General features: G+C 43.3%; 23 protein-coding genes. 7 read left to right on the top strand and 16 right to left on the bottom strand.

The annotated features are described in order from the left end of the window. Positions 1-22: 22 nt before the first annotated feature. Positions 23-835 (top strand): metal ABC transporter ATP-binding protein, encoded by an 813-nt coding sequence (locus ACFW2W_RS04210; protein WP_378173752.1) that lies wholly within the window; start codon positions 23-25, stop codon positions 833-835. A gap of 151 nt (positions 836-986) precedes the next feature. After that, positions 987-1,886, top strand: a complete 900-nt coding sequence (locus ACFW2W_RS04205) for a metal ABC transporter permease (RefSeq protein ID WP_378173749.1) — start codon at positions 987-989, stop codon at positions 1,884-1,886. A gap of 304 nt (positions 1,887-2,190) precedes the next feature. On the opposite strand, the gene hpf is transcribed toward ACFW2W_RS04205, so the two are convergent. Further along, positions 2,191-2,847: a ribosome hibernation-promoting factor, HPF/YfiA family gene (gene hpf, locus ACFW2W_RS04200; RefSeq protein ID WP_378173746.1), complete on the bottom strand. Its 657-nt coding sequence runs from the start codon at positions 2,845-2,847 to the stop codon at positions 2,191-2,193. A 502-nt stretch (positions 2,848-3,349) separates the two neighbouring features. Between hpf and lipB the strand changes: the two genes are divergently transcribed. Then, positions 3,350-4,045, top strand: coding sequence for a lipoyl(octanoyl) transferase LipB (gene lipB / locus ACFW2W_RS04195; RefSeq protein ID WP_378173743.1), 696 nt, complete (start codon positions 3,350-3,352; stop codon positions 4,043-4,045). A gap of 160 nt (positions 4,046-4,205) precedes the next feature. Here lipB and ACFW2W_RS04190 read toward each other — a convergent pair whose 3' ends face one another. Beyond that, positions 4,206-5,195: an FHA domain-containing protein gene (locus tag ACFW2W_RS04190; RefSeq protein ID WP_378173741.1), complete on the bottom strand. Its 990-nt coding sequence runs from the start codon at positions 5,193-5,195 to the stop codon at positions 4,206-4,208. A 140-nt stretch (positions 5,196-5,335) separates the two neighbouring features. Next, the gene (locus ACFW2W_RS04185) at positions 5,336-6,001 is read right to left on the bottom strand and encodes a DUF3120 domain-containing protein (RefSeq protein ID WP_378174066.1); all 666 of its coding nucleotides are present in this window, start codon (positions 5,999-6,001) and stop codon (positions 5,336-5,338) included. Between the two features lie 359 nt (positions 6,002-6,360). Here ACFW2W_RS04185 and ACFW2W_RS04180 point away from each other — a divergent pair, with 359 nt between their 5' ends. Both ACFW2W_RS04180 and ACFW2W_RS04175 read left to right on the top strand, forming a co-directional pair. Further along, positions 6,361-7,320: an undecaprenyl-diphosphate phosphatase gene (locus ACFW2W_RS04180; RefSeq protein WP_378173738.1), complete on the top strand. Its 960-nt coding sequence runs from the start codon at positions 6,361-6,363 to the stop codon at positions 7,318-7,320. 46 nt (positions 7,321-7,366) lie between these two features. Continuing rightward, positions 7,367-8,692: a TIGR03279 family radical SAM protein gene (locus ACFW2W_RS04175; protein WP_378173735.1), complete on the top strand. Its 1,326-nt coding sequence runs from the start codon at positions 7,367-7,369 to the stop codon at positions 8,690-8,692. A 253-nt stretch (positions 8,693-8,945) separates the two neighbouring features. Here ACFW2W_RS04175 and ACFW2W_RS04170 read toward each other — a convergent pair whose 3' ends face one another. The 3 genes from ACFW2W_RS04170 to ACFW2W_RS04160 all read right to left on the bottom strand — a co-directional run bounded on the left by ACFW2W_RS04170 (position 8,946) and on the right by ACFW2W_RS04160 (position 12,412). Beyond that, entirely contained in the window at positions 8,946-10,196 is a 1,251-nt protein-coding gene (locus ACFW2W_RS04170; RefSeq protein WP_378173732.1) for a glycosyltransferase family 4 protein, read from the bottom strand. Between the two features lie 141 nt (positions 10,197-10,337). Further along, positions 10,338-11,546, bottom strand: coding sequence for a glycosyltransferase family 4 protein (locus ACFW2W_RS04165; protein ID WP_378173729.1), 1,209 nt, complete (start codon positions 11,544-11,546; stop codon positions 10,338-10,340). Beyond that, on the bottom strand, positions 11,543-12,412 hold the full coding sequence (locus ACFW2W_RS04160) for a glycosyltransferase family 2 protein (protein WP_378173726.1): 870 nt from the start codon (positions 12,410-12,412) through the stop codon (positions 11,543-11,545). The genes ACFW2W_RS04165 and ACFW2W_RS04160 overlap by 4 nt, the downstream gene beginning before the upstream one ends. Before the next feature lie 246 nt (positions 12,413-12,658). Here ACFW2W_RS04160 and ACFW2W_RS04155 point away from each other — a divergent pair, with 246 nt between their 5' ends. Next, the gene (locus ACFW2W_RS04155; RefSeq protein ID WP_378173723.1) at positions 12,659-13,261 is read left to right on the top strand and encodes a methyltransferase domain-containing protein; all 603 of its coding nucleotides are present in this window, start codon (positions 12,659-12,661) and stop codon (positions 13,259-13,261) included. 47 nt (positions 13,262-13,308) lie between these two features. On the opposite strand, the gene ACFW2W_RS04150 is transcribed toward ACFW2W_RS04155, so the two are convergent. The 9 genes from ACFW2W_RS04150 to ACFW2W_RS04110 form a co-directional block, all read right to left on the bottom strand. Then, positions 13,309-14,799 (bottom strand): hypothetical protein, encoded by a 1,491-nt coding sequence (locus ACFW2W_RS04150; RefSeq protein WP_378173720.1) that lies wholly within the window; start codon positions 14,797-14,799, stop codon positions 13,309-13,311. Positions 14,800-14,829: 30 nt separating this feature from the next. Then, entirely contained in the window at positions 14,830-15,993 is a 1,164-nt protein-coding gene (locus tag ACFW2W_RS04145; protein ID WP_378173718.1) for a glycosyltransferase family 4 protein, read from the bottom strand. Further along, positions 15,987-16,910, bottom strand: a complete 924-nt coding sequence (locus tag ACFW2W_RS04140; RefSeq protein ID WP_378173715.1) for an NAD-dependent epimerase/dehydratase family protein — start codon at positions 16,908-16,910, stop codon at positions 15,987-15,989. Before ACFW2W_RS04140 ends, ACFW2W_RS04145 begins: the two co-directional genes overlap by 7 nt. Positions 16,911-16,973: 63 nt before the next feature. Beyond that, positions 16,974-17,705 (bottom strand): acyltransferase, encoded by a 732-nt coding sequence (locus ACFW2W_RS04135; protein WP_378173712.1) that lies wholly within the window; start codon positions 17,703-17,705, stop codon positions 16,974-16,976. Between the two features lie 6 nt (positions 17,706-17,711). Continuing rightward, the gene (locus ACFW2W_RS04130) at positions 17,712-18,329 is read right to left on the bottom strand and encodes an acyltransferase (protein WP_378173710.1); all 618 of its coding nucleotides are present in this window, start codon (positions 18,327-18,329) and stop codon (positions 17,712-17,714) included. 7 nt (positions 18,330-18,336) lie between these two features. After that, positions 18,337-19,251: a glycosyltransferase family 2 protein gene (locus ACFW2W_RS04125; protein ID WP_378173707.1), complete on the bottom strand. Its 915-nt coding sequence runs from the start codon at positions 19,249-19,251 to the stop codon at positions 18,337-18,339. A gap of 2 nt (positions 19,252-19,253) precedes the next feature. Then, positions 19,254-20,447 (bottom strand): hypothetical protein, encoded by a 1,194-nt coding sequence (locus ACFW2W_RS04120; protein WP_378173704.1) that lies wholly within the window; start codon positions 20,445-20,447, stop codon positions 19,254-19,256. Beyond that, complete coding sequence (locus ACFW2W_RS04115; RefSeq protein ID WP_378173701.1) at positions 20,444-21,802, bottom strand: flippase; 1,359 nt, start codon at positions 21,800-21,802, stop codon at positions 20,444-20,446. Before ACFW2W_RS04115 ends, ACFW2W_RS04120 begins: the two co-directional genes overlap by 4 nt. Before the next feature lie 98 nt (positions 21,803-21,900). Further along, positions 21,901-22,815, bottom strand: coding sequence for a phytanoyl-CoA dioxygenase family protein (locus ACFW2W_RS04110; RefSeq protein WP_378173697.1), 915 nt, complete (start codon positions 22,813-22,815; stop codon positions 21,901-21,903). 146 nt (positions 22,816-22,961) lie between these two features. On the opposite strand from ACFW2W_RS04110, the gene ACFW2W_RS04105 reads away from it, so the two are divergent. Beyond that, the gene (locus tag ACFW2W_RS04105) at positions 22,962-23,090 is read left to right on the top strand and encodes a hypothetical protein (protein WP_378173694.1); all 129 of its coding nucleotides are present in this window, start codon (positions 22,962-22,964) and stop codon (positions 23,088-23,090) included. Here the strand turns inward: ACFW2W_RS04105 and ACFW2W_RS04100 are convergent. Then, positions 23,087-24,457 carry an O-antigen ligase family protein gene (locus ACFW2W_RS04100; protein WP_378173691.1) on the bottom strand — a complete coding sequence of 457 codons (1,371 nt, stop codon included), beginning with the start codon at positions 24,455-24,457 and terminating at the stop codon, positions 23,087-23,089. The genes ACFW2W_RS04105 and ACFW2W_RS04100 overlap by 4 nt on opposite strands. Positions 24,458-24,724: the final 267 nt, after the last annotated feature.

The raw sequence follows: 24,724 nt of genomic DNA, 5'->3' as shown, positions 1-24,724 counted from the left end.
GAAAGCAAGATAAAACCACCCTATGAATACTGCCACCTTCTCCCCTGATACTGATTGGGCAAAAATGGTTTGCCATCTGACAGCCGCCCCGCTAGACGCATCTGCAACGATTAACATCAGCCAGGTGGGAGTGCAGTACCGCACGGTTGAGGCGCTACGGAATGTCAGTTGTGTGGTGGCACCGGGACGTTTAACAGGGATTATTGGTCCCAATGGTGCCGGAAAGAGTACCTTGATGAAGGCGATGCTGGGGTTGATTCCCGTGGCGGGTGGCACGGTGCTGTATGGCGATAAACCTTTGATGGAGCAACGGGAACGGGTGGCGTATGTGCCGCAGCGATCGCAAATTGACTGGACTTATCCCGCGACCGTTTGGGATGCGGTAATGATGGGGCGTGTCAAGAAAACTGGCTGGTTTCGTCGCTTCTCATCTGTGAGCCGACGAGTGGCGGCAGATGCCCTGGATCGGGTGGGAATGAGCGATTACCGCGATCGCCCCATTGGACAACTCTCTGGAGGACAGCAGCAGCGGGTATTTTTAGCCAGGGCTTTGGCGCAGCAGGCAGAGGTTTTCTGCTTTGATGAGCCGTTTGCCGGGATCGATCAGAAAACCCAAGCGATTATTTTTGACATTTTCCACGAACTCGCCGACGCTGGGAAAACAGTTCTTGTCGTCAACCACGACTTGGGAGCATCTATCACCCACTTTGATGACTTAATTTTATTGAATACTGAGTTAATTGCCTCCGGTTCGCGCCAAGAGGTGCTGAGTCAGGAAAATCTGTATCGTGCCTATAGTGGACAGGTGATGTTCTTTACAGATGCAGCTGCGTAGAGGCGGTTTTGAGCAAATTATCTATCCGCCTAGAAATATATTGAATCAACCCGCCCGGAGTGAGTTTTAAATTAAAGAAATCACTTCTCACTCGTCCTTCTTAAACTTTGTATCCTTTGCGCCTGGAGCGGTTAGAATCCTCTAAATTTTTATGTTAGAAGTGTTGATTGAGCCGTTGCAGTACGGCTTTATGCAGCGATCGCTGATTATTGCCATTCTCGTCGGTTTGCTGTGCGCTGTTGTCGGCAGCTACCTGATGGTGCAACGGCTGGCATTGCTGGGAGATGCCATCAGCCACTCGGTTTTGCCGGGGTTAGCGATCGCGTTTATGGTGGGAGCTAATATCTTTGTCGGGGCATTTATCGCCGGGGTTTTGAGTACAATGGCGATCGCTTGGATCAGGACGCGATCGCCAATTAAAGAAGATGCTGCAATGGGTATCGTTTTCTCCGCCTTTTTTGCCCTCGGCGTTACCCTAATTACCACGATCCAAAAAGATAACAAAATCGACCTCAATCACTTCTTATTCGGCAATATTCTGGGTGTTACCGTTGAAGAAGTCCGCGACACCGCCATCATTGCCGCAATTGTCCTATTGGTGGTCGTGCTACTGTACAAAGAATTATTGTTTTATACCTTCGATCCACTGGGAGCGCAAGCAGCTGGATTGCCTACCAACTTGCTCAATTTTGGCTTAATGCTGCTGATTGCCTTAACAATTGTTGCCAGCATGAAAGCCGTGGGTGTCATCCTAGTGCTATCGCTGCTAATTACACCAGGAGCAACCGCCTATTTATTAGTGAAGCGGCTGCACAATGTAATGATAGTTGGGGCAGGAATTGGCATTATTTCCAGCATCAGCGGGATGTATCTCAGTTATTACCAGAATCTGCCTTCTGGCCCAGCGATTGTATTAGTTGTATCGGGATTATTTGTTTTAGCTTTATTATTCAGCCCCAGCTACGGAATCTTCACTAATAAACAATCGGATTTTGGGCAAATCCCGCCATTTTGGCGAGAGTTGAAACAGCTGATGAGATCGCGCTTGTAAGACGTAGAGATATCCAAATCAAGTCAATATTTTTTGTCCAAAAACTTCTTGGATGTCTCTACCTGCTCCTGTGCTACCTGGAGGAACTCCTTGTACGAGAGTGCGATCGCCTACAATTCTCAAACCGTCTTAAAAATATCTCTTTACTATATATAGCTCGATAAGTCAAGGTTAAGTTGAAAAAGTTTATCTATGACTTGTGGGGCGATACTGTGAAATCGATACTGTACGAGCATTCCTTGTGGATAACCCTACAGTATCGACTAAGCCTGGGGACGAGAATCTAGATGCTCTTCAGTTCGGTTTATCCCTTTGCAGAGCTTGACTTTTCTGGCGTTCCACTGCTGTGGTGGTCAGTTTTGCCATTTTTGCGATCGGTATGTCCATTGCCGTTACGCGGCAGAATCACTCCATAACCACCGTGGTTGCGCTCATAAATGACGTTAATCTCACCGCTTTCGGCATTGCGGAACATATAGAAGTCATGATCCACCAGTTGCAACTGTTCCAAGGCTTCGTCCATCGTCATTGGCGGCATCGCGAAGTATTTGGTACGCACCACTTCTGAGGGGAGTTCGGGGGTGCGCGAACCAATCAGATCCTCTGCCACTGGCTCTGGTTCTACCACGATGCCAGTCTTGAGCTGAGCTTGGGTCTTCTGATCCAGACGTTTTTCTTTATATTTCCGCAGTTTTCGAGCAATTTTATCTGCAACCAGGTCAATGCTCGCGTAGAGACTCTCGCTGCTCTCTTCAGCGCGGATCACTGTACCATTGGCAAAGATAGTCACTTCAGCCGCTTGTTTTGGATTTATCCGGGGATTGCGAGCCACACTAAGATGCACGTCTACTTCGCTCGTCAAACTCTGAAAGTGGCTGACTGCCTTTTCAATTTTTTGATTTACATACTCACGAATCGCGTCGGTAATTTCAATGTTTTTGCCGTGGATAACAAGCTTCATACCGGATACTCCATGCTGTACCGTTGTGATAATTCAGAAAGCCCACAAGAATTGCGACTTTCTCAGTAGCAATCACGTGCCCGTTTTTTGGTGTAAGCAAACGTTGAACGGAGCCAAAACTTTGAGAGATACAAATTTTTTCCCGATTTCACACTGTTGCTAGGATGTTCTTGCTTGCAGCCCCCTCAGCTAGAGGAGTTGCCAGCAGAGCGATCGCACGAGTAGCAACTGCCGATGTTCACAGTTTAGGTTTCCTAGGGTGCTATTTAACCGAATGTACGTTCCCCAGCTTGGTTGCGATCGCCAAGTCTAATTTTGGGGTGGTTTTGAAGAGGCGTCCTCCCTCAACACTTGAGGTTATAACTTCAACACTAGCACTTTGTATTCTAGAGAACTTCTGCCTTTGACTTCTCTTCAGAATCCTTTGCATCTTTTGACATTTCTTGATTCCAGCAGATTAATTATGCAGAAAATATAAGTCAAATTACTGTTGATTTTTGCCATGATTTTAAGTAAGTCTGAAGATTCTGTCGGGAATGCCTCTGAGCAACTGCGCCAACTCTGGCTATACAATCGGGGGCGGATGCCCTATTCGGCAGCTTGGGATTGGCAGCGATCGCTGGTTTCCGAACGCATCAACGACCCTAGTATGGCTGACGCCCTGATTTTGCTAGAGCATCCGCCGGTTTACACGCTCGGACAGGGAGCCAGTCTGGAATTTCTTAAATTTGACCCCGCAGCGACCGACTGGGAGGTTTTCCGAGTGGAACGAGGGGGTGAGGTGACATACCACTGTCCGGGTCAGCTGGTGGGCTACCCAATTCTCAATCTGCGCTATTACCGGCAAGATTTGCACTGGTACTTGCGACAGTTGGAAGAGGTATTGATTCGGGTGCTGGATGTTTACGGGTTAAAGGGCGATCGCGTTGCCGGAATGACTGGCGTTTGGCTGCAAGGCTGTAAGGTGGCAGCGATTGGCATTAAGGTCAGCAAGTGGATTACCATGCACGGCTTTGCCTTAAATGTTTGTCCCGATCTCAGCGGATTTGAGCGCATTATCCCCTGCGGCATTGCCGATAAGTCGGTTGGCAGTCTCGCCCAGTTCGTTCCCGGAATTGACTTGCACCAGGTGCGCCAAGAAGTGGCGAAAGCCTTTGCGAAAGTTTTCCGCGTTCAGCTAATTGTGCAAAATTGCTAATTGTTTATTGTGACCATTAGCCATTAGTTATAGCCATTAGTTGTAGGTTGGGTTGAGGAACGAAACCTAACACGCATAAGCATTTGTTGGGTTTCGTTCCTCAACCCAACCTACGCAGATTTTGGATTTTTAGCTTTTGCGGAAATTTTCCATTCTTCCATTAGCCCTTATTGAGCGTGTTAACCTGCAAAAAACTATCCAAGTCAGCGTAGGAGCCTGCATAGGTCACAGTGGGCACTTCATAGCCCTTTAGATTGACGATATATTGCTTAAAACCAGTCTCTTGTTTTGCCAAAGAGATGAGATATTCGTGAGTGGTTTCTCCCACAGCAATATCCAGACCCAGTTGCTTGGTGGCAGATTCCAGACGAAATGCCGCATTCACCGTATCCCCAATCGCGGTGTAATCGGGGCGATCGCCACTGCCCGTGTTACCAACCATTGCAAAACCCGTATTAATTCCTGCCCCAATTCGCAGCGGAAAGGGCACGGGATATTTATTACTCAAGTCCATTGTGATTTTATGGAGGTCGCTCACCGCTTGACAAATGTTGAGCATATCCTCCTCGGTCACTCCTTGGGGGCCATGAAACCAAATCGCCATGACCGCATCGCCAATATATTTATCAACCCAGCTGCCATACTGTCGGATGATATTTCCTGCATGACGGAACCAGGTGCCAATCACCGCCGATAATATCTTTTCATCCAGTTGCCGGGTGAGTACCGTGAAGTCGCGGATGTCTACCACCATGACTGACATCAGGCGGCGTACGTGCAAAGTTGAAGTCAGCGTATCCTTGTCCCCACTTGGCAATGGCTCATTGTTGCGGTTGGCAGTGGGACAGTGAAACTCTAGATCCGTCTGACCAAAGGTGAGGCGATCGCCATTGCGTAAAGTAACCGGAATACTGACTCGTCTGCCATTGACAAAGGAGCCGTTGCGACTTCCTAAGTCAATTAGGTAGAACTCGCCGGTTTCGGTACACTGCAACATTGCATGGTTGCGAGAAATCCAACGATCTGGCAACACAAAATTGTTGTCGTCACTGCGACCAACTGTCCAGCAGTTACTACTCACCAAGGGGAGATAGCGATTGCCGGACTCGGTACGAAGGAGCAAGTAAGGAGTGGGTCGCAAAGTCACCACAGGCTAGAGAAGCGACGACGCATCGTATGAAGTGGTTAAATTTTAGCTTTCTTCTGGAAGCTCTGATGGGTAATTTGGGAACCTTGGTGGCTAGATGTCCCTACACCAATAAATTTTTCAGGGGACACTTTCAGATATTTTCAAGCCATAGTAGCAGCCAGCCAAAACAGACCGTCTACCAAAATTGTACTCAAAACGGCTCCACCAAACGCCCACCAATGCAGCTGGCGCGATCGCAATGGTACCAGACCAACACCTAGTAGGACTGCCAGAAGCACGATTGCCCAACTTGTTCCCCAGGGGGTGCTAACTTGGGCGATCGCACTTTGAAAAACCAATGATGCCTCGCTTGGTGCAACTTGCATGACGGTTCGCCAGTGTGGAATCAAACCAGCTAAGTAGAAGTATATATCTGTTACTGCCGTGCCAAACAGGGAGCCAAGATAAAATAGGTTGCCGACTAGACCCCAACGACGCCCCAAACACCATAAGGCAAACGGTAAACCAATTGCTTCCACCGGCAAGTGGATCGTGGGTTCCCAACGCATCCAGCCCCAATAAATCGAGCCTGCCAACCAACTCCAGCTAAATCCCAGCAGCAAATCTCCCCACACATGAGTCGCAGGACGCCGTCTGAGAACCACACTCAGCCAAACCCACCCGGCTGTCATCACTAAACTCAGTTCTGGCAGCAGCCGCACTAAAGGGGCTTGCACAAACACTGGCACTGACACCAGAAAAGACGCAGCTGCGAAAACTAACCAAGCTTGACGGGTGCCAATTCCCCAATCAAAAAGCCCCAACAGAGTTTTACTTGGCTTTTGGAGATTACCAGGGACAGAAGAAGATGAGTTAGAAAACCAGGTATCGTTAAACAAGATTTTGTTAATATTCTTTACTTTAGTTTACATCTTTCAAGATATCACAAGAAAAATGCCCTAGGGGGGGATATGGGAATCTTAGCTGAGTTTTATTGAGCAAGACAAGTAGCTTTTAGGAGTGCGGGGGTGAGAAAATTTGTTGGAATTTGGGGTAGACTCGGCGCTGAGAGTAGGAGATTTCGTAAAAAATGCCGTCTCATGTGTAGTGGCGCAAGATGCCTCTGCTGGTGACTCTCCAAGAAGAAAGGCTGACTTGTCTGCAATGCTGCTTACTAGAGGATTTCATGGCTGTATCAAAACGGAAAATGTTCGCGCTTTTAGGTGCTGGTGCTGCGTTGACTTTCCCCTTAGAAGCGATGATGGTAAGGGCGCAAGACGTGGCACCCGTCGCCGCAACGACACCCCAGATGAATATCTTTCAATCGGTGGTTCTGGGCGTGGTGCAAGGGCTGACTGAGTTCCTGCCCATTAGTAGTACGGCGCATTTGAAGGTGGTGCCGGTGGCGCTGGGATGGGGCGATCCAGGGGTTGCCTTTACCGCCGTGATTCAGCTGGGCAGTATTGCCGCAGTGCTGTGGTATTTCTGGGGGGATCTGAGGCAAATCACGACGGGTGCCCTCAAAGCGATCGCCCACAAGAATTACGAATCCAACGACTTCCGCATGGCACTGGGGATCGTTTTGGGAACGTTACCCATCCTCTTTTTTGGACTGCTGATCAAAAAGTTTATTCCCGACTTTGACAACTCCCCGTTGCGGAGTATGGCAGCGATCGCTATTGCCTCTATTTTCATGGCTTTATTGTTGGGCATTGCAGAGCGCATTGGGAATAAAAAGCGTAACTTTGAGCAATTAACACTTCGGGATGGCATTTTGATGGGCTTGGCGCAGGCTTTGGCGCTAATTCCCGGCGTTTCTCGCTCCGGCTCCACCCTGACTGCTGGACTATTTATGGATTTAGAACGGGCAACTGCTGCACGCTTTTCTTTTTTATTGGGAATACCAGCAATTACTTTAGCGGGGTTAGTGGAATTAAAAGATGTTTTAGAAACAGGGTTGGGAGATGCTGGGTTGCTTCCTCTGGTGGCAGGAGTCATCTCAGCTGCGGTATTTTCGTATCTAGCGATCGCATGGCTGCTGCGCTTCCTGCAAACCCAGAGTACCTGGGTATTTATTTGGTATCGGTTAGCATTTGGGATAGCTATCTTGGGCGCGCTCTTCGTCAAACTAATACCTAATGTCTAATTACTTTTTCCTCTGCGCCTGAAGCGGTTCGTTTCCTCCTAGTTTTATGAGCGATTCTATTCGTCCAGCCTTAATTACCCAGGTTCTCCCCGACTCCATTGCCGCCGAAGTCGGTTTTGAACCGGGAGACGCAATTGTTTCCATCAACGGGATGCGCCCTCGTGACCTCATCGACTACCAGTTTTTGTGTGCTGATGAAGTGCTGGAACTGGAAGTTTTAGATACTGCTGGGAAAAGCCACTCGGTGGAAATTGAGAAAGACTACGACGATGACTTGGGGTTGGAATTTGAAACTGCCCTATTTGATGGCTTAATTCAGTGCAATAACCGCTGTCCTTTTTGCTTCATCGACCAACAGCCACCCGGTAAAAGGCGATCGCTTTATCTCAAAGATGACGACTACCGCCTCAGCTTTCTCTATGGCTCATACTTAACTCTGACCAATCTCACCCAACGGGAATGGGACAGGATTGAGCAGATGCGCCTATCTCCCCTCTATGTTTCCATCCACGCTACCGAACCAGAAGTACGCAGCCGCCTGCTAAAAAATCTCCGCGCTGGTCAGATTTTGCAGCAACTGCGGTGGTTTCAAGAACGGCGTCTGCAAATCCATGCCCAGGTTGTTCTCTGTCCCGGCATTAACGATGGCGATCGCCTTGATACCACTCTGGGGGATTTAGCATCTTTTCACAAGGGAGATATCCCGGCTGTCGCCTCCGTGGCAGTGGTTCCGGTCGGTTTGACACGTTTCCGTCCAACCGAAGACGAACTAACCCCAGTGACCCCCCAGAAAGCCGCTGAAGTGATTTTGCAAGTTCAGGCGCTCCAGGAGAAATTCCGCAACCAGATGGGATCTACTTTCGCCTGGTTAGCCGATGAGTGGTTTTTAATTGCTGGGCAAGAATTACCGCCAGAATCAGACTACGAAGACTATCCTCAAATTGGCAATGGGGTTGGTTCGATTCGCCAGTTCCTTAAGGAATTTCAGCAGGTGCAAGAGAAAAAACTGCCGCGACGTTTAAAGACACCCCGGAAATTAACTTGGGTAGTGGGTAATGCCGTGGAAAAAGCCTTTGAACCCATCGTGCAATGCCTCAATCAAGTGGAAGGATTGCAAGTAAATCTGGCGGCGTTGCGTAGCGAATACTGGGGACAAGAGATTAGCGTCACCGGCTTGTTAACGGGTCAAGATTTGCTGAAATTAAAGGGAAGAGATTTGGGCGATCGCATTCTTCTCCCCTCAGTCATGCTAAAACACGGCGATTCTTGCTTCTTGGATGACATGACTGTGGAACAACTCGCCACTGAGTTGAGTACACCAATCTTGCCCATCAACGGCATCGAAGAACTCATCGACGCCTGCATTCACTGAATCCTTCATGTTCAGGATAAGTCTGGAATTCCTCGTTTTTAAACTGAGGATGGACTCGCCGCACATCACCACATAGTAAGGGCAACCACAGGGGGATTGAACCCGAAAAAATGCTATATGTATAAGCTTTGCGTAAGTCCTGTTCTTACAAAAGTCGAATTAACCCCCACAGTCCCCGAAACAGGGGGAGAAAATCTTACTCCCTCTCCGTTTCGGGGAGGGTTGGGGAGGGGTTCTGGGTATTTTTGCAGGTCTATTCTGCGGTAACTGAAGTCCCGATAGCAGGCTGAGGCAGCATTTTTTCATACAAATCGAGCAAAAGCCTTTCCTTGAGATCCCAATCAAAGACTTCCTGCACCCGCTTTTGTCCTGCTTGTCCCATTCGCACCCGTAACGCTGGATCTTCAGCTAAACGAGTCATCGCCGCAGCTACGTCGCGTGCTACTTGTTCGGGATCTATCGCAGCCACCTTAATCCCAGTTTCCTCCGTTACCTGTACCGCTGGTCCTCCCAAATCCAAGCAAATGACTGGACGCCCCGCCGCCATCATTTCCGCACAGACAAACCCCCCAGATTCGTGCAGACTGGGGTGAACGAGGACGTGGCAATGCCCAATTTTAGATAGGGTTTCCTGGCGCGGTAAAGCGCCCCAGAAGCGAACTTTATCCGCCACTCCCAGGGAGTGAGCGATCGCTTCCAATTGTTGCCGTTCCCGTCCATCTCCCACAATCCAGTATTCTGCTTTGGGAATTTGAGCCAAAGCAAAAGCTCGAATCCCCAGATGGACTCCTTTCCAGTGGATGAGGCGACCCACGGTAATAAACCGTATTGGACTATCATCAGGCAGAATATGGTGCGCCAATTGACTAATTTCTTCTTTAGATAAACCCACTTGCGAAGCGATTTGGACATTTTTTACTCCAAGCGATCGCAACCGTTCTGCTGTCTCCTGAGTGGTTGCTAATCCCACACAACTTCGCTTTGCTGTCAGTCGCACAAACGGATCTTGCTCACCCACCGATTGAGCCAAGTTTCGCAGCAATTCGTAAACCTTGCCACGCCGACTAAAATCTTTCCAGAAAGCTTTTGGAGCCGATTCAGCGCCTCCGACAGGTCCCCAAATAAAGGGAACTGGCAACAGTACTAAAAAGCTAGGAGACCAGTGTTTCACATAAGTGACATGACGCACCAAGTCAAAGCCAATCTCCCGATGTAGCTGCCTTGCCAGAAAATAAGCTTGTATTTGCCAAAGGTAGTAATGAAATTGCACCAACCCTTGCTTATTCCGCCAATCTTCCGTCCAATTAAACGGATCGAAATAAACAAAGTGCAAGTTGGGAACCGGGTGACGATCTAGCTCTGTCTCAATTGCTGCACGATAACCAATTCGAGTTAACACCCAAACTTCGTGATGATTCGCTACTTGCCGAACCGTATTCCAGCCTACCCCTTCCTCAGAGCCGCACCCAGGCTCGCAAGCGTATGCGGACAGAAGGATTTTCATAGGCTTTTTACCTCTTATAAAATTAGCAACTTTCCCTATCTATAGTTCCCACCCACTTTCAAAATTACCCACTTTTCCAAAATTATTTTTCTGGTTCCCCGCCTAAGCTGGGAAACGCAATTTTAGAGACTCTGCCTTAATTCAATATCGTTCGGCATTTATTTGACTTTTTTGTAAAACATTCATTGCTACTTCTGCCATTGATTTTGCTGCTGTCTCTGGAGTGTACTGTCCTATCAATTGCTTGGATTTTTCTCCCATTGAAGCAATCAAATTTGGATTATCTATAAAACGGCGCATCCCTTCAGCAATTTCTTCTGGATTTTGCGGATCGAACAAATACCCATTCTCTCCTTCTATCACCATTTCATAAGCGCCTGCACCTTTAGAACACAATATGGGTTTGCCAAATACCATCGCCTCCAGCACCACCATTCCCCAGACATCTTCAAAGGTAGGAAAAACAAAGACATCGGCATTCTGAAAATATGCCCCTAGTTGCCCGTAATCCACCCATCCCGTCCACGTAACCAGCTCTGTCAAATTGTTGTCTTTAACAAAAACTTCCAGCTCCTCGCGTTGCGCTCCATCCCCAATAATCAGCAGCGAATAATTAGAATATCCCTGACTTTGAAGCAGAGAACACGCCTCCAACAACGGCTTTATCCCTTTCCTAGAAATTACTTGTCCGACAAATAGAAAAACCGGACGTTTTAACTCTAATTCACTAGGTTTAGCAGCTTCAAGACGTTCCCGCAAAGCTTGCGGTTCAGGCACTAGATAAGTTTTAGTAAAAATTTTACTTTTATCCGCTCCAATTGCCTCATAAAGATACTTTTTGCCATCATTACTATTGGCAATAAAAGCATCTGTAAATTGAACCATTAAACGACGCGACAAGGTACGAAGTTTAGAATCTTCAAAGTTCGTATTAGGTGAACTGCCATCATAAATAATTACAACTTTCCAACCTCCTAACGGTTTGAAAAGCAGTGCCAAAACAGTCCATATAGAGAAAGCACTGGCGAAGACAACATGAGGCTTAAACTCAAGTAACTCATTCACAATCTTCGGTGAAGCTACCATAAAACCGCGACCATAGCCACCCGATACTTGAGTTGCTTCTACAAATTTAAATTTTCCTACAAGTTTAACCGCAGAAGCTCCAGGAGCGTCAGCATCGAATTTCGGCCAAAGACAGCCAGTATAAAAAATTGTATTTTTACATATTTTCGTAAGTTCGTACAAAACAGGTCGCCAATAAGAGCCAAATTCGACTGAGGGAATCACAATGGCGATGCGGAGAGCGTCTATCTTTAATTTTTTGCCGTCAGAATGTCTAACTTTCATGTTCCCACCTGTCCCCGTTTGATAAAGCTTGAAAAAAGCAATTTTCTATACGGTAGCAACCAATAAATAGGCCATAAAATCCCAGCATGGCGCTGAGCAAATAACTTCCGTTCTTGGAATGTGAAATTTTTAGGTTGTTCTGCCTTTTGCCATCGTTCGCGAATCGGCAAATTAGAATCCATCCAGTTCGCGTATAAAGGGTTTCCCGAACAGGTTCCGATGTAGCTCGGAGCTAGCCAAACTGTATATCCTTTGCGTCTCGCGCGTAACCCATAATCAAAGTCTCCCGCATAATGCTTGAAGTCAGGATCTAAATTTCCGATTGCTTGGAATATTTCTTTAGGAATCAATACACAATTTCCATGCATGGTGTCACATCGTATAGCTTTTTCGCCCGGTTCTAGCCAGCGAAATTTGAAGGGATGCCACCACGTACTTCTCACGACGCCGCCATAAGAAACCGTATTCGTATCTGGATCGCAAGTCGCCCCTGCTACAATGGCTGCATCTCCTTTCGAGGCTAAAAGATGAGAGGTTGTCAGCAAATTACTTAAAGCTTCTGGGTAAATCAGCGTGTCATCATTCAGCCAGAGATGGTAGTCATGAGGGTGCTTGATGGCTTCAGAAAATGCCACCCGCATTCCTCCATTCCAGAATAAATTTCCATCTCCCTGGATAATCTTTACTTGAGGATAGTTTTGGTTGACGGCTGCTGCTGTACCGTCACTGCTGCCATCATCTACAAGATATATGCAAAGATTAACGTCAGTTGGGAGTACCTGGTTAAAAAGTGCCTGTAGACTTGCTAAGGTCTTTTGCTTTCGGTTATAGCAAGTGATAAGAACGGCTATGCTAGTATTTCCCATCAGCGCCTCAAATTATTAAAATGAATGTAAGTTATCATAATAGCTATGTTATCCCTAAAATTGGGAACGATGGGGAACATTGACAGCGAAGCAAGGTAATCGATTTTTTAATTAACATATATTTTATAATTTAACAAAGTCTGTATTCATTATTTTTACAAATTAAAGAATCTTTTCAATATTCTTGCTATCAATTTTTATTAAGCTAGATTAAAGGTGCTTAATTCACTTTCTGAGGTTAACAATATGTCTGCAACAATGAAATTAAATTTAGGCTCTTTTGACCGAATCTTCTCCGGCTGGATCAATACTGATATTACTCCTCACATTTGGGTTTCAAAAATCCCCTTTTTACCCGATATTATGTATAAAATGGGGAAGCTCGATCGAGAACGATATGAGGAGCATCAAAAAGGTATTTTTCGTCAGCTTACATATCTGGATCTGACTAAAAAATTTCCCTGGCCCGATAATAGCGTCGATGCAGCATATACCTCTCATGTACTAGAGCATTTATACCTTGAAGGTGCCTTGAATTGTATCTCGGAAGTTTATCGAGTTCTCAAGCCAGGTGGAATGTTTCGGGTGGCAATTCCAGACCTCGATCAATTAATAAAGAGTTACGATTCTAGCTGTCCCGAAGTATTTCTGACAGAATTTTTAGAGGCAACGCAGACGTTAGAAAAAAATCGTCACCACTGGCACTATAACGAAAATTCGTTGCGAAAAATCCTCTTAGATACTGGATTTCGGGAAGTGGTTAGATGCAACTATCGAGACAGTCAAATAGCAGGTATTGCAGAACGAGAAGAACGCCCAGAATCCCTATTTATGGAATGTATTAAATAATAATTAAAACCAATAGGGTGGGCAATGCTCACCCGAAAATTTTATATCTATGGAACATAAGTGGAGGGGAAGAGAGGGATAAGATGATAAAGCCCCGTATAAGTCTGAAACCCCGTGTTTAAACCTATATAATAGGAAGGAAGAATAACATTCACGAGGGCAATATAAAACAATATACGATGCCCCGGAAAAACTTTCTCTTCCCGAATTAGGATAGCAAAAGCGATTAACATTCCAAAGAAGCCATAGCCTACATTTCTGCTAGTATCTACAATCAAAAACATTGTAGAAATAGGGAATGCAATGATACTAGCGATCGCGCCTACCAAAAGTGTCTCGCCCTGACGCCAAAGTATCCACAAGATATAGAGGGTAATAATCCACAATAGCTTGTAGGAGAAGAAAAAGCCTGCTAACCCCAACATTGGGTTTTCAGCTAAATACTGCAATGCCGTCTTATTCTCCAGTATCAAGTGTGCCTTTACTGGACTATCCAGAGAAAATCCACTGCCAGCAAACCAGATAAAACAGTAAATGGGGACTAAAGATAAAGCGGTTAATACTTCTCGTCTGGGAAAACAGAAGATAACAATTGGGATGAAGACAAAAGCACTGGCTTCATGTGTCGCCAAGGCAAAAGCAAGAGTTGCGAGTCTTCCCTGCCGAGTCATAGGAATACAAGCTGGAAGTAATAGCAGACTAAAAAATAGCTGATCTACATAACCCGGAAATTGACAATTAAAAATTAAATAACTACTGGTTGCAATTGAAAGGTAATATAAACCAAGTTTTTGATAATTTATCGATTTTGATTCAATTTCTTGTTGTCCCTCCTCAGTCTCCTTTGAACCAAAAATTTTAGACTCGATAAATGTTAAGCTCAAGAAGATTAAAAGATAGGTACAGGCTAGAGAAAAAATGTAATATAGGAACGGCCCACTCATGTGAATAAAGTTAGCGATCGCTAGCATAAACAAGCGTCGATAGTACCAGTCAGCATTTTGGCTAAAAGGCTCTAAACTCCTAATGGCATACTCTAAACCCATTACACCTGGACCTAAAGGATAGCGAAAAGGAACGATGAGTAAAGATATAATTGCGAAGATGGCTAGGGACGCGATCGCTCTCCTTTTAAATCCAGCTTCAAATAGTGAATAGCGCGACTTAATAATCGATATTAAGATTGGGTATGCAATTACTAAAGTCGCTATAAAAAAGAGAAATCCTTTGATAGGGATTATGCCGTAGATAGTAGTAATCTCGGCTAGTTGCTGCGGAGCATTTCCGGCTAAAATTTCTGGGCGAATCAACCCTTGGGTGAAACGACTTTCGATTGCTTGAACAGTTATAGAAACCCAGTCTTGGGGCAGGCGATTGAAGATTGCCTGAAACGCCATGATTATCCTATTTTTCGGCGCATTCGCTACTGCATACAAAGTAGTTACAGCTATCCAGAAAAAGACTGGAGGAATAACATTCTTATCTTTCAGCGTATCAAAGACTACGTAATGTAAGTATTTCTCTGAGCGTTTCAACATCTAAAAAATCCCTAAATAAAATTTGGCTAGTTATACAACGCTGCGTACTATCTCTAAAAAACGTCTACCATATCCTTTGATTTTCTCAACATTATCCTGTTTAGCTAAACTTTCCTTTTCTACATCTGGTCCTGGTGTTAAGGTAGTAAAAGTTTTATCAATGAGTGCTGCTAGCTGTTCCGCATTACTGCGCTCAAAAAAGTGAGAATCAGGAGGATTCTGCTCCAGGTGAACTGGAAAGTCAGAAAGTAACATGGGTTTACCCAGAGAACGTGCGTCCTCTACAACCGTACTCCAACCTTCAAATAAGGAAGGCTGAATTACAGCTAAACACCTCCTCATGAGCTGAATTTGATCTACACGAGGAATTAATCCTAAAAGACGCACTTGTTCGCTAATTCCTAATTCCTCAATTCTTGTCAGGAGGTGATTGTAATAATCAGGATTGCGATAATCAGTAGCACTTCCAGTACAGACAACTGTAGGTGTAAGTCCCTGTTGTTTCAGTAACCCCAAAGCTTCAATTACTACAGCATGATCTTTGTGTTTCCAGAATTGATTACTGACTAGGAAAAAATTATCTGGAAGTTGATAATTTTCTTGAGTTAGTTTGGGATCTAACTCAAACCATTCGGGTGCGGGACAGCTTACGAAGTTCATTACAACACTTCGAGAAGCAGCGTCTGGATAAAGATGTTTAAAGTCTTCCTGCGCCATTTTGCTACTGAGGACGATGATAGGAGCAGCGTGAGCAATTTGTTGCTGATCTCGATTACGTTGAGCGATTTCTTCTTGAGAGAAAAGGTGGGGTAAGTGATAGTGTTGAAAGTCAGGAATCCAACCTCCCCATTGATAAGGTGCGCGGGTTCCTGCTATAGCTGGGTAGAGAAAATTTATTTTTTGAGGATTCAGTAGTTCCAGAGGAATGAAAGAAATACGCTCAGCTAAAAGATTACAAATTTTCAGGTAGGCACGCTGCCACTTGGAAGTAGCATAAATTTCGTTAACGTAACAGCGGGCTGGTTCTATTAAATTTATATCTTTATCGTGAACGGCTATTGTTAGCTTGATATTCGCTTTTTCTATTTCTGGTAAAGTGGCGATCGCGCGAGCTAAATTCTGAATATATAGCACGCCCCCTAGCCAGCCAGAGCCACCCACCATGTTGAGGCAAATATGTAGATTTTTCACCATCCTAAAATCTCAGCTCGACACCATTGAACGTAGACGTTTACACCCCTTTCTATCGTTACTTCAGGGGTAAATCCAATTTTGGCAAGTTTGCTCATATCGGCTTGCCAGTTTATCGGAGTTCCTACAGGAGTATTATTATCAAATCCAACTGGAATATCTTCCCCCAGTTTGGCTAACACTAATGTTGCTAATTCTTTGATTGTTGTTTCGACGCCATTCGCTAGGTTATAAACCTCGGCTTCAAAATTAGCTTTTTCAGAAAGAATATGAAGTGCCCTTGCTACATCTCTACCATGAATAAAGTCGCGGCTTTCGTTGCCAGTTCCTCGTAACTTTAGTGCGGAGTTTGTCAAAGCTTTTTGACACATATCCCAAAGAACTTGCCGCCTCAGTCCTGGTCCATAACCAGAAAAAATGCGTACTATAGCAGTGGGTAAGTTATAAACTTGGAAAAACTCAGCGCAAAGTTGCTCGGACATTAGCTTATGAAAGCCATACGGGGAAATTGGCTTCAAGCTTTGGTTTTCCCGAATGGGTAATGTTTCTGGATTTCCATAGACAGCAGCACTAGAAAGATAGATTAAACGACATTTTGGAACATAAAGACGTAATGTATTTAAAAGGTTGAAAGTGACGGCGACACTGTTGCTGAAATCTGCTGATGGATCGCTAATTGAAAGCTCCACTGATGCTCTTCCAGCGCAGTGAATACAAACTTCCGGTTGCAACTCTTGAACAATTTTTGCTAGCTCGGCAGAAGGCAAATTTAATTGTTGATAGCGAAACAAATCTTGTCTAGGTGCATTCTCTGGAGGACGATTTCCCAACCCTACAACACTCCATCCAGTTTCTGTAAACTGACGAGCAACATATCGCCCGATAAACCCTGTCACACCTGTAATTAGCACGGTTTTCATAAAAATAAAAATTTTAATTTGTTCATAAAATCAGCTATCTCTCTTCTTGGCTTCTGTAGTTTGTCACTCTAAATCTCCGAACAATTTGCTAACAGCGATTGTTGGCATTCTAGTAGCGGGAAAATTTTTCTTTAATATTGCTAAATATTCATCTTCACCAGGAAGATATTGATCGCCATCTTCAGAATAATCTTTAGTCCTTACCCACTCTTGCGATCGCATATCAAATCTTTTAACGATTCGACATGGATTTCCTACTACCACACTGAATGGGGGAATATCACAATTTACTACGGTGCAAGCTCCAATGATTGAGCCGTATCCTACTTTGACCCCTTTCAAAATAGTCACGTCTACACCCAGCCAGCAATTTGTGCCGATATCTATTACTCCATCAGTAGTTGTTGAAGCAGTGTGATAAGGAATAAAGGGAGAAATGTAATCGTGCCCACTTCCTAACAGTTTACAGTCATTGCCAATTAAACTATAGTCGCCGACTTTTATCAAAGCTCCAGCACTATAAAAGTTTCTGCGACCTACAAAACAGTTATCACCAATAATGACAGAGATTTTGTCTTTTTCCCGTTTATTAATTACAATTACTGTTTCTTCACCGATGACTGAATTTTGACCAACTTTTACATTACCCCACCCCAGTACATGAACAGATGGATCAATATAAGAGTTTTTACCTACATTCTGCCTTTTAGTAAAATAGGCTTTTAAGTTACCTCCTAACCATTTAATTCTGTCTATTTGAGCGTCTGTTAGTTTAGATACTATAAAGCGCTTCATTAATTTTTACCCGCGATCGCTCACTACTTCTTTGCCATTTAAAATCTTCTGTTCACCTTCAGGAACCTTGCCAATAATCCGGGCTGGATTCCCCGCGACAATCGTCCAAGCAGGAACATCTTTAGTAACGACTGACCCAGCACCGATAATCGAGCATTTTCCAATCGTCACCCCTCTCAAAATAATTGAGTTACAAGCAATCCAAACATCCTCTTCAATAATGACGGATTTTCCATTTAGGTTTAAATCTTTAGGAAAACCTTTTTGGATAATGTGAACAAATTGCTGATGACGTGCTACCGGATCGAGCGGATGAGTTTGATTGTCGAATATATTGACATTATGAGCAATAATTGCTCTATCTTTTATTTCAATTAAAGTGTCTGACCAAATTCTAGAGCCTTGGGCTAAATAACAGAAATTTCCTACTTTTATTTTTCCTCCGGGGAAAGTCATTAACTGGCCTTCAATGTGAGTGTTGTCGCCCAGAATAATACTATTTTTATCACGATCGTGGCTCACCAGTAAATTATGGTCTAAAACACTTGAATTATTGCCAATTACACATTTTTTATTGACTAAAGCAGCATTAATCTTAGATTTAATTTTGAAGAAGGGGTTCATCTGACAATTACTCCTTAAGCAAACTTTTTTGAAATTTATTTTTGACTTTAGTAAAAAGGCTTCTATTGTCAAAAAAATTTTCTTGAAACAAGGTGTCTGCCTCCACATCTCGAATCATAAAGGGAGGATGCTTTAAAGGAAATATAATTTCTTGCGTCTCCATTTTACCTAGTGGATTTTCAGTGGAAAAAGTGTGAGTTGCATTAGCTCCAAAACCAATATTCGTAATTAAATTAACTTCGGGCACTATTTTTAATCCATGTTGAAGCCAACAAGCTAGCAGCCATTGATAATCCCAACAGGATCTATTTTGATTTTGGTAGGCATTTTGAAATATTTTTTGCCAAAATAAATAATATTTCGGTACCATTAAGTAATTTTCTAGAAACCGACTCTCTAAAATTTCAGGCCATTGCTTAATGTCATAATCAAAATATTTCCAGGCTCTGCGCCAGGATGCCCAACCCCAATTTCCACCAAAGTAAGAAAAGTAATAACTTTGTCTAGGTAATTTCCGTTCGCCTAAAAGATTGGTTCCCGCGATACTCATTACCCTTTCATCATCACGATACTTTTCTAATAACTCTTCGCAAAACTGGAAGAAAGTCGGATGAGGTAAACAATCATCCTCGAAAAGGATGGCTTCTTCTACTTGTTCAAATACCCAATTAATACCCGTAGCTGGACGTAACCCGCAGCCTAAGTTGACATCCGAATAATTTTTTAGAACTTCGCAGTCCCAATCTACAGTGTCAATAATTGCACGAGCAGCAGCGCACTTTTCCGCTTCACCTGGCCGATCGGCACGAGGGCCATCAGCGACTACTAAAAGCTTAGGCGGTTTTGCCTGACGAATTGCCTCAAAAACCTTGGCTGTAGTCTCAGGTCGCTTAAAGATTAACAGAGCAACGGGAGTTTTCATGGTCACTTGTCAGCAGTCATATTCTGCTTAAATTCGGAGTAATGTAGGAGCATACTGGAAGCGATCGCTCCTATTTCATCCAGAGGAGTTTGAAGCGAAACATAGCGATATCGAAAAGCAGCCAATCTAGGATCTGTCTCTTGATAGAGGATATCTTGCGCCAGGTTTCCCCAGCGCTCTTCTGGCATCAGATCGAGAGTCATGCCAGCATGACCAGAAGGTAGCAGCATATTAGAGCCATGTACACCAATCACCAAGCGGCTTTGGGAATAAACTTGACACATCTGCCTCTCAGTGTCTGAATCAAACTTGTTTACCCGCAAATCTTCAATCCAGTCGGGAAACTGAGTTTTCCTTCCCAAACCAGCGATCGCAAACTTTGCTAAAGGAACTCTAGCTCGAATCTTTAAAAATAGTTTTTGCACCCGTTCATTCTGAAGCTTGAGGGCAATATCAAGCATTTTTAATTTTCTCAAGGTTTTGAAGAGAAGCGGATTACACCAGATCCGATCGTCGCGCCAAATAAAGGTTATTTGGTTTGGATCTTTATCAAAGTTATGGCTGGGAACCCGCGTAAATTTACTAATGTCAAAATGCCTCGGATGAGAATATGCTTTGCTTACGCAAATTTCATCAAAACGCTTAGATTCCTCAGAGATAAATTGCTCAAATTTCGGATAGTAGCATTGCCCCCGTCGTAAAGGGATATTCACCGTCCAAATTTCTGTAACGTCCTCTGGAACCATCCATCTCAAGAACTTTGGTACGATGACAATTAAGCCCCAATCCGGATAATTATCCAGATGTCTTTGGACATTTAGCAGCTTTAATAAGCTATGCCCATAAAGATAATCGATACAGTTTAAGATGATGACACGTTGATGCTGCTTAAAAACTTCTTTAGATACCTCAATCTCTTCAGATTGTGGATTTTGCAGAGAGGAAAGAAGCTTTTCGCCTAACCAATATTTACAAGATTCATTTCCAAAAACGTCGCCTTTTGCTAAATCAACTTGATAAGGAAAGGTGACAGCATGACCAACTTCTAAATCCTCAATAATTTCTGTATTGCAAGAGTCGCATTTAGATTTTACGCAAATATGCATTCCTTGCCAAAGAATACCTTGAGGCTTAAGAGCTGTACCGCTGTGGGGACAGGTAGATTGGTGCTGAATATTTGGCTTTATTTCAATCATCGCACTATTCCTTTAATTCTTGTAGCAGCCTTATATAAATTACAAGAACGTAAAATAAACTTACCGATAGGCTTTAAATCAGGAATTATAAAATTGAGAAGTATAGTCACAATGAAATAAGTAATCAAAGTCGCTATAGTGGCTCCAACAGCCCCATACTTGGGAATTAAATATAAATTTAAAATTATATTTACTACTGCTCCTGTAAATGTTAAAACTAATTCATTTTTTGCTTTACCTTCAATCATAATAAACGCATTTCTGGCCAGACCAAAACCACTACCAAACTGTGACCAAACATAGATTGATAGTATTGTAGCTGAAGCTGCATACTTATCTCCGTACAAGAAATGAACGATGTAAGTGGAAAGCAGTGAAACTGGAATTGCTATTATCAGCCATAAAATTAAGGTTAAATCAAAGTAAGCCTGAAATTTTTTGAGATATTCAATCTCCCCTTGAGCCTTAGCTTCGGTGAGTTTGGAAAAAAAAGATATCTGCATGATAGAGGGGATGAAATCAAATATCTGCGATATCTTCACAGCAGCTGCATAAATGCCTAATTCATATTTAGGATCGAACTTCAGTTCTTGGGCAGAGAAGGAACCTAGCATGACCTGATCGATGGTGGAATAGACATAAATTGCGATTCCCGATACAATCAGGGGCCAACTTTCTTTGATTAAGTCCTTCGCCTGAGGAAGACTGCTGCGCCATGCTTTTATATCCTGTCCGCTTGTCTGATAAATTATTACCAATCCCACAGCAGCTAAGGCAAGTTCTCCACATCTTGCCCAGGCAAATGCAATGAGAGGAGCTTTAATTTGAATTAAGACAATTCTGACAGCGCAGACAAGTAAATAGGCGCTATTTTTAACAACAACTGTATATTTGGATTGAACTTGCGATCGGAACCAAAGATCGATCGTCTCGAAAGCTTGAAAAATGGTTCCGGCAGCGATAATTCCTACCAACCAATGAGTTAAAGTGTCCTGGGGCTGTAGTAAGGAAATTGCGCCAACCGCTAACAAAGTTGTTACAGCACCGCCAATAAGTTTTAGTGCTAGGGAAGTCCCAAGCGTTTCATTCTTGGTAAATGGATCGCGCACAATGTCGCGCACTACGATGCTATCAAGCCCAAGATTGGCAATCGGCCCTAACAACGCTACAAATGCGATCGCATAATTAAATAAGCCAAACTGTTCCGGCCCTAGATAGCGAGCCACCCATATTCCTACAATTAGGCTCAAGCCCATTTGGAGGATTTTGTCAGCGAACAGCCACGCGATGTTGCTGAACACCTTGCGTAGACCAGGGCTAAGCTTTTGATTTATCAGACTCAGCTTGTCTAACATCAGAATTGGGCAATTTATGAAGGAATAAAGATAGGGTTTGAGAACTGGGTCGTGCTACAGAACCCTATTTGTTGTTGCGGTAAACAGAATGGAATTGATTATTTACCTTTAGCACCTTGCAAAACTTTTCTTACAAATTTTGCGGTTCGCATCAACTTTGGTTGCTCCCACAAATACTGCAAGAAATCGGTTTTCAGTTTTGCAGCCGCTGAATAATTTTTATACATTGAAGGAATCAAGCGATACTTCATTCCTTTGTACGTGGCATAATCTACAGCAGTCGGAGATTCTGCATTGCGGCTACCGAATTCATACACCGCTGGTAGATAATGAGCTGTTAGAGATTTTCGAGAATATTGGGGATTGAGTGTTTCCAAGGAACCGTGAATAGTTCTAGAGTTCCAGAACAGGACATCCCCTTTTTTCAAGGCAGGAGCTTGAATATTACTCTTGTGAGTGTTGATATACTCCTTCAACTTTTCTAAGTAAAACCGATTAGATAGTTTTTCATCATCCGTTAACTCAAAGTCAACGAGATGGGATGTTGGTAAAACATAGAATCGACCAGCTTCTTCGTGGATGTCTTCCAGAGCAAACCATCCAGCTAACAAATGACCATTAGGCATGGAATCTAAATAGTACCAATCCTGATGAGCTGGAGTAGCCGTGTTCATATCAAAGAACATCGTTTGCATGAGGTTATGCTCCTCACTACCCGTCAGTTCAGTCAGTGCTTCTCTAACCTGCTGTAAACAGAAAATTTCTTTGGCTGCCTCAGTAAATGCTGGATAATCTGGGTAATCGTGAACATCCCGGAAAGATTCTTCAGAGTATCCGTTGGGAGTAATTCTATTGGTTTCCCATTTATTAGTTGACTGCCTAAAGAAAGGAGATTTGGATGAAAGAATATTAGAGTTATACTCTTTTAAAATATTATCAATCACATTTTCAGGAATGAGATTTCTAAATACGTAGTATCCGTTGGTTTCGTAATAATCTTTAGGTCTGTCCATAAACTCAATCCTTTATAAACCGATTGTTTTAGTTCACTTTTAACCGTATATTATTAGATATCGAGAAAAATTTCCTACGTAAATATCCTGAAATTAGATATTGAGAAAAATTTCCTACGTAAATATCCTGAAAAAAACGTTGAATTTTGTGGCAACACGGCTTAACATATTTTGCGAAACTCATCCTTATTGGAGCGATCGCTTACCGATCCTCTGCCCCTTCTAGCGATCGCCTGATTGGTCAGACACCCCTCAATACCGGCGAACCAGTTTAAACTCTGGAATTCTCTTGAGAACTTTTTCCTGTAGCGTCCAGGCACAATCGAACTGTTGCTATAACATAAAACAGCCAAGCAGAGGTAATTGACATCAATCCAGTTTCAGTAATATTTGTCATGACTGCCCAGGTAATCAGTAGCAGGGGCATGACTAATTCAGGTTCTTGAGTACGCTTCATGTACTGGACTGCCAAAGCAATATTGGTTAAGAAAGAAAGACAAAAGAACCCTAATCCCACCAATCCCAAATCTACGGTGATATCTAAAAAACCATTGTGAGAATGCTCTGGCTTAAATTGGGTTTTCACCACTATAATGTCAGCCGCCGGATCGGCTGCTCCTCGCCAAGACTGCCAAAAACCTTGGTATCCATAGCCCAGTAGTGGATGTTGTTTAATATGGTTAATTACCAAGGGCCAGAAGTCTGTGCGTCCGGTCAATGTCAAATCTTTATTCAGGGTATCTACAATAATAAATTCGGCATTTTGGGTAATTACAATACACAAACACATCGCAAGAGCCATAAAAAAGATTATGCAAGCAAAAGCTAATCGGGGAGGCAAGTTTTTGATAAAGCGGATAACGACTAACACGCTTATCAGTAAAACTAATAGAACTTTTCCCATCCCGCTGTTTGAGCGTTGTAGAGCAAAAATAGATAAAGCAGCGAAACCAAGAGATTGCCATTTAGTTTTCGGTTGGCGAACTGACTGTATATAACACATGACCGCCGTTAGACCCATCAAAAAGCCGAAGGCATTTCCGTGGGGTAAAATTCCTTGCCAGCCTTTGGTAGTTACTCCAATTGACGGTCTGAATAAAGCATAAAATATACTCAGCACAAGTATAACTTTGTTAATTGTAAGCAATAAATCAAATAGTTCTTTCCACTTATACTGCTTGCCAACGTAAACACAAAAAGCAGTTGTCCCCAAAAAAACTATACTAGCTTTGAGTGTGTAACTTGGAGTTTCTGACCAAGCCGCAGATAGAACTAACACGAACAGTAATCCGCAAAAATAAATATTATTAATTAACAGCCTAGAAACAACAAAAACTGAATCCTTAAGGTTATGCAGGAGGCGCGAATAGATAATAAACATAAAAGTGGCATAAATGCCGATTTGCAAAATTGTAGAATAAAGTTTTTTTCCCTGTAAATATAAAGCTCTGGGATGGATTTTATCAAAACCACTTAGGGTGACTCCAGCGATCGCAAATATTAATAAAGCAATAAAAACTTTTTCCAAAATTTTAGAAGTGGCTTTACTTCTACCAGCAAAATTAAATAATAATAAAACATAAATGATGGCGCTGGCAGCCGCTATTAGCAAAAATAAAGGGTTTGAAGCTAGAGTATTCATGTTTAATATTCTTAACCGAAAGATAAAGCAAAGCTCACCCTATACGAGTATAGCGGCTGATTAAACAAGAGAGAAACAAGCAATTTGCGTATATTTACGAGTATTTAATTATTTTAAAGATACCAATTAAAAACAAGTATCTTTAAAAAGCTTGCTATAGATAGGGTTAAGAGTTTTACCAAGAAAACTGAGGATAAATAACTACTATTTAGAGTGGCAGATTTATCCTCACACAGCTTAGATTTAAAAATATAAAACAAGTAGGTT

The organism is Coleofasciculus sp. H7-2 (assembly GCF_042747725.1).
Lineage (GTDB): Bacteria > Cyanobacteriota > Cyanobacteriia > Cyanobacteriales > FACHB-T130 > FACHB-T130.
Note: the sequence above shows the minus strand (reverse complement) of the source record. Positions and strands in the feature narration are given on the sequence as shown.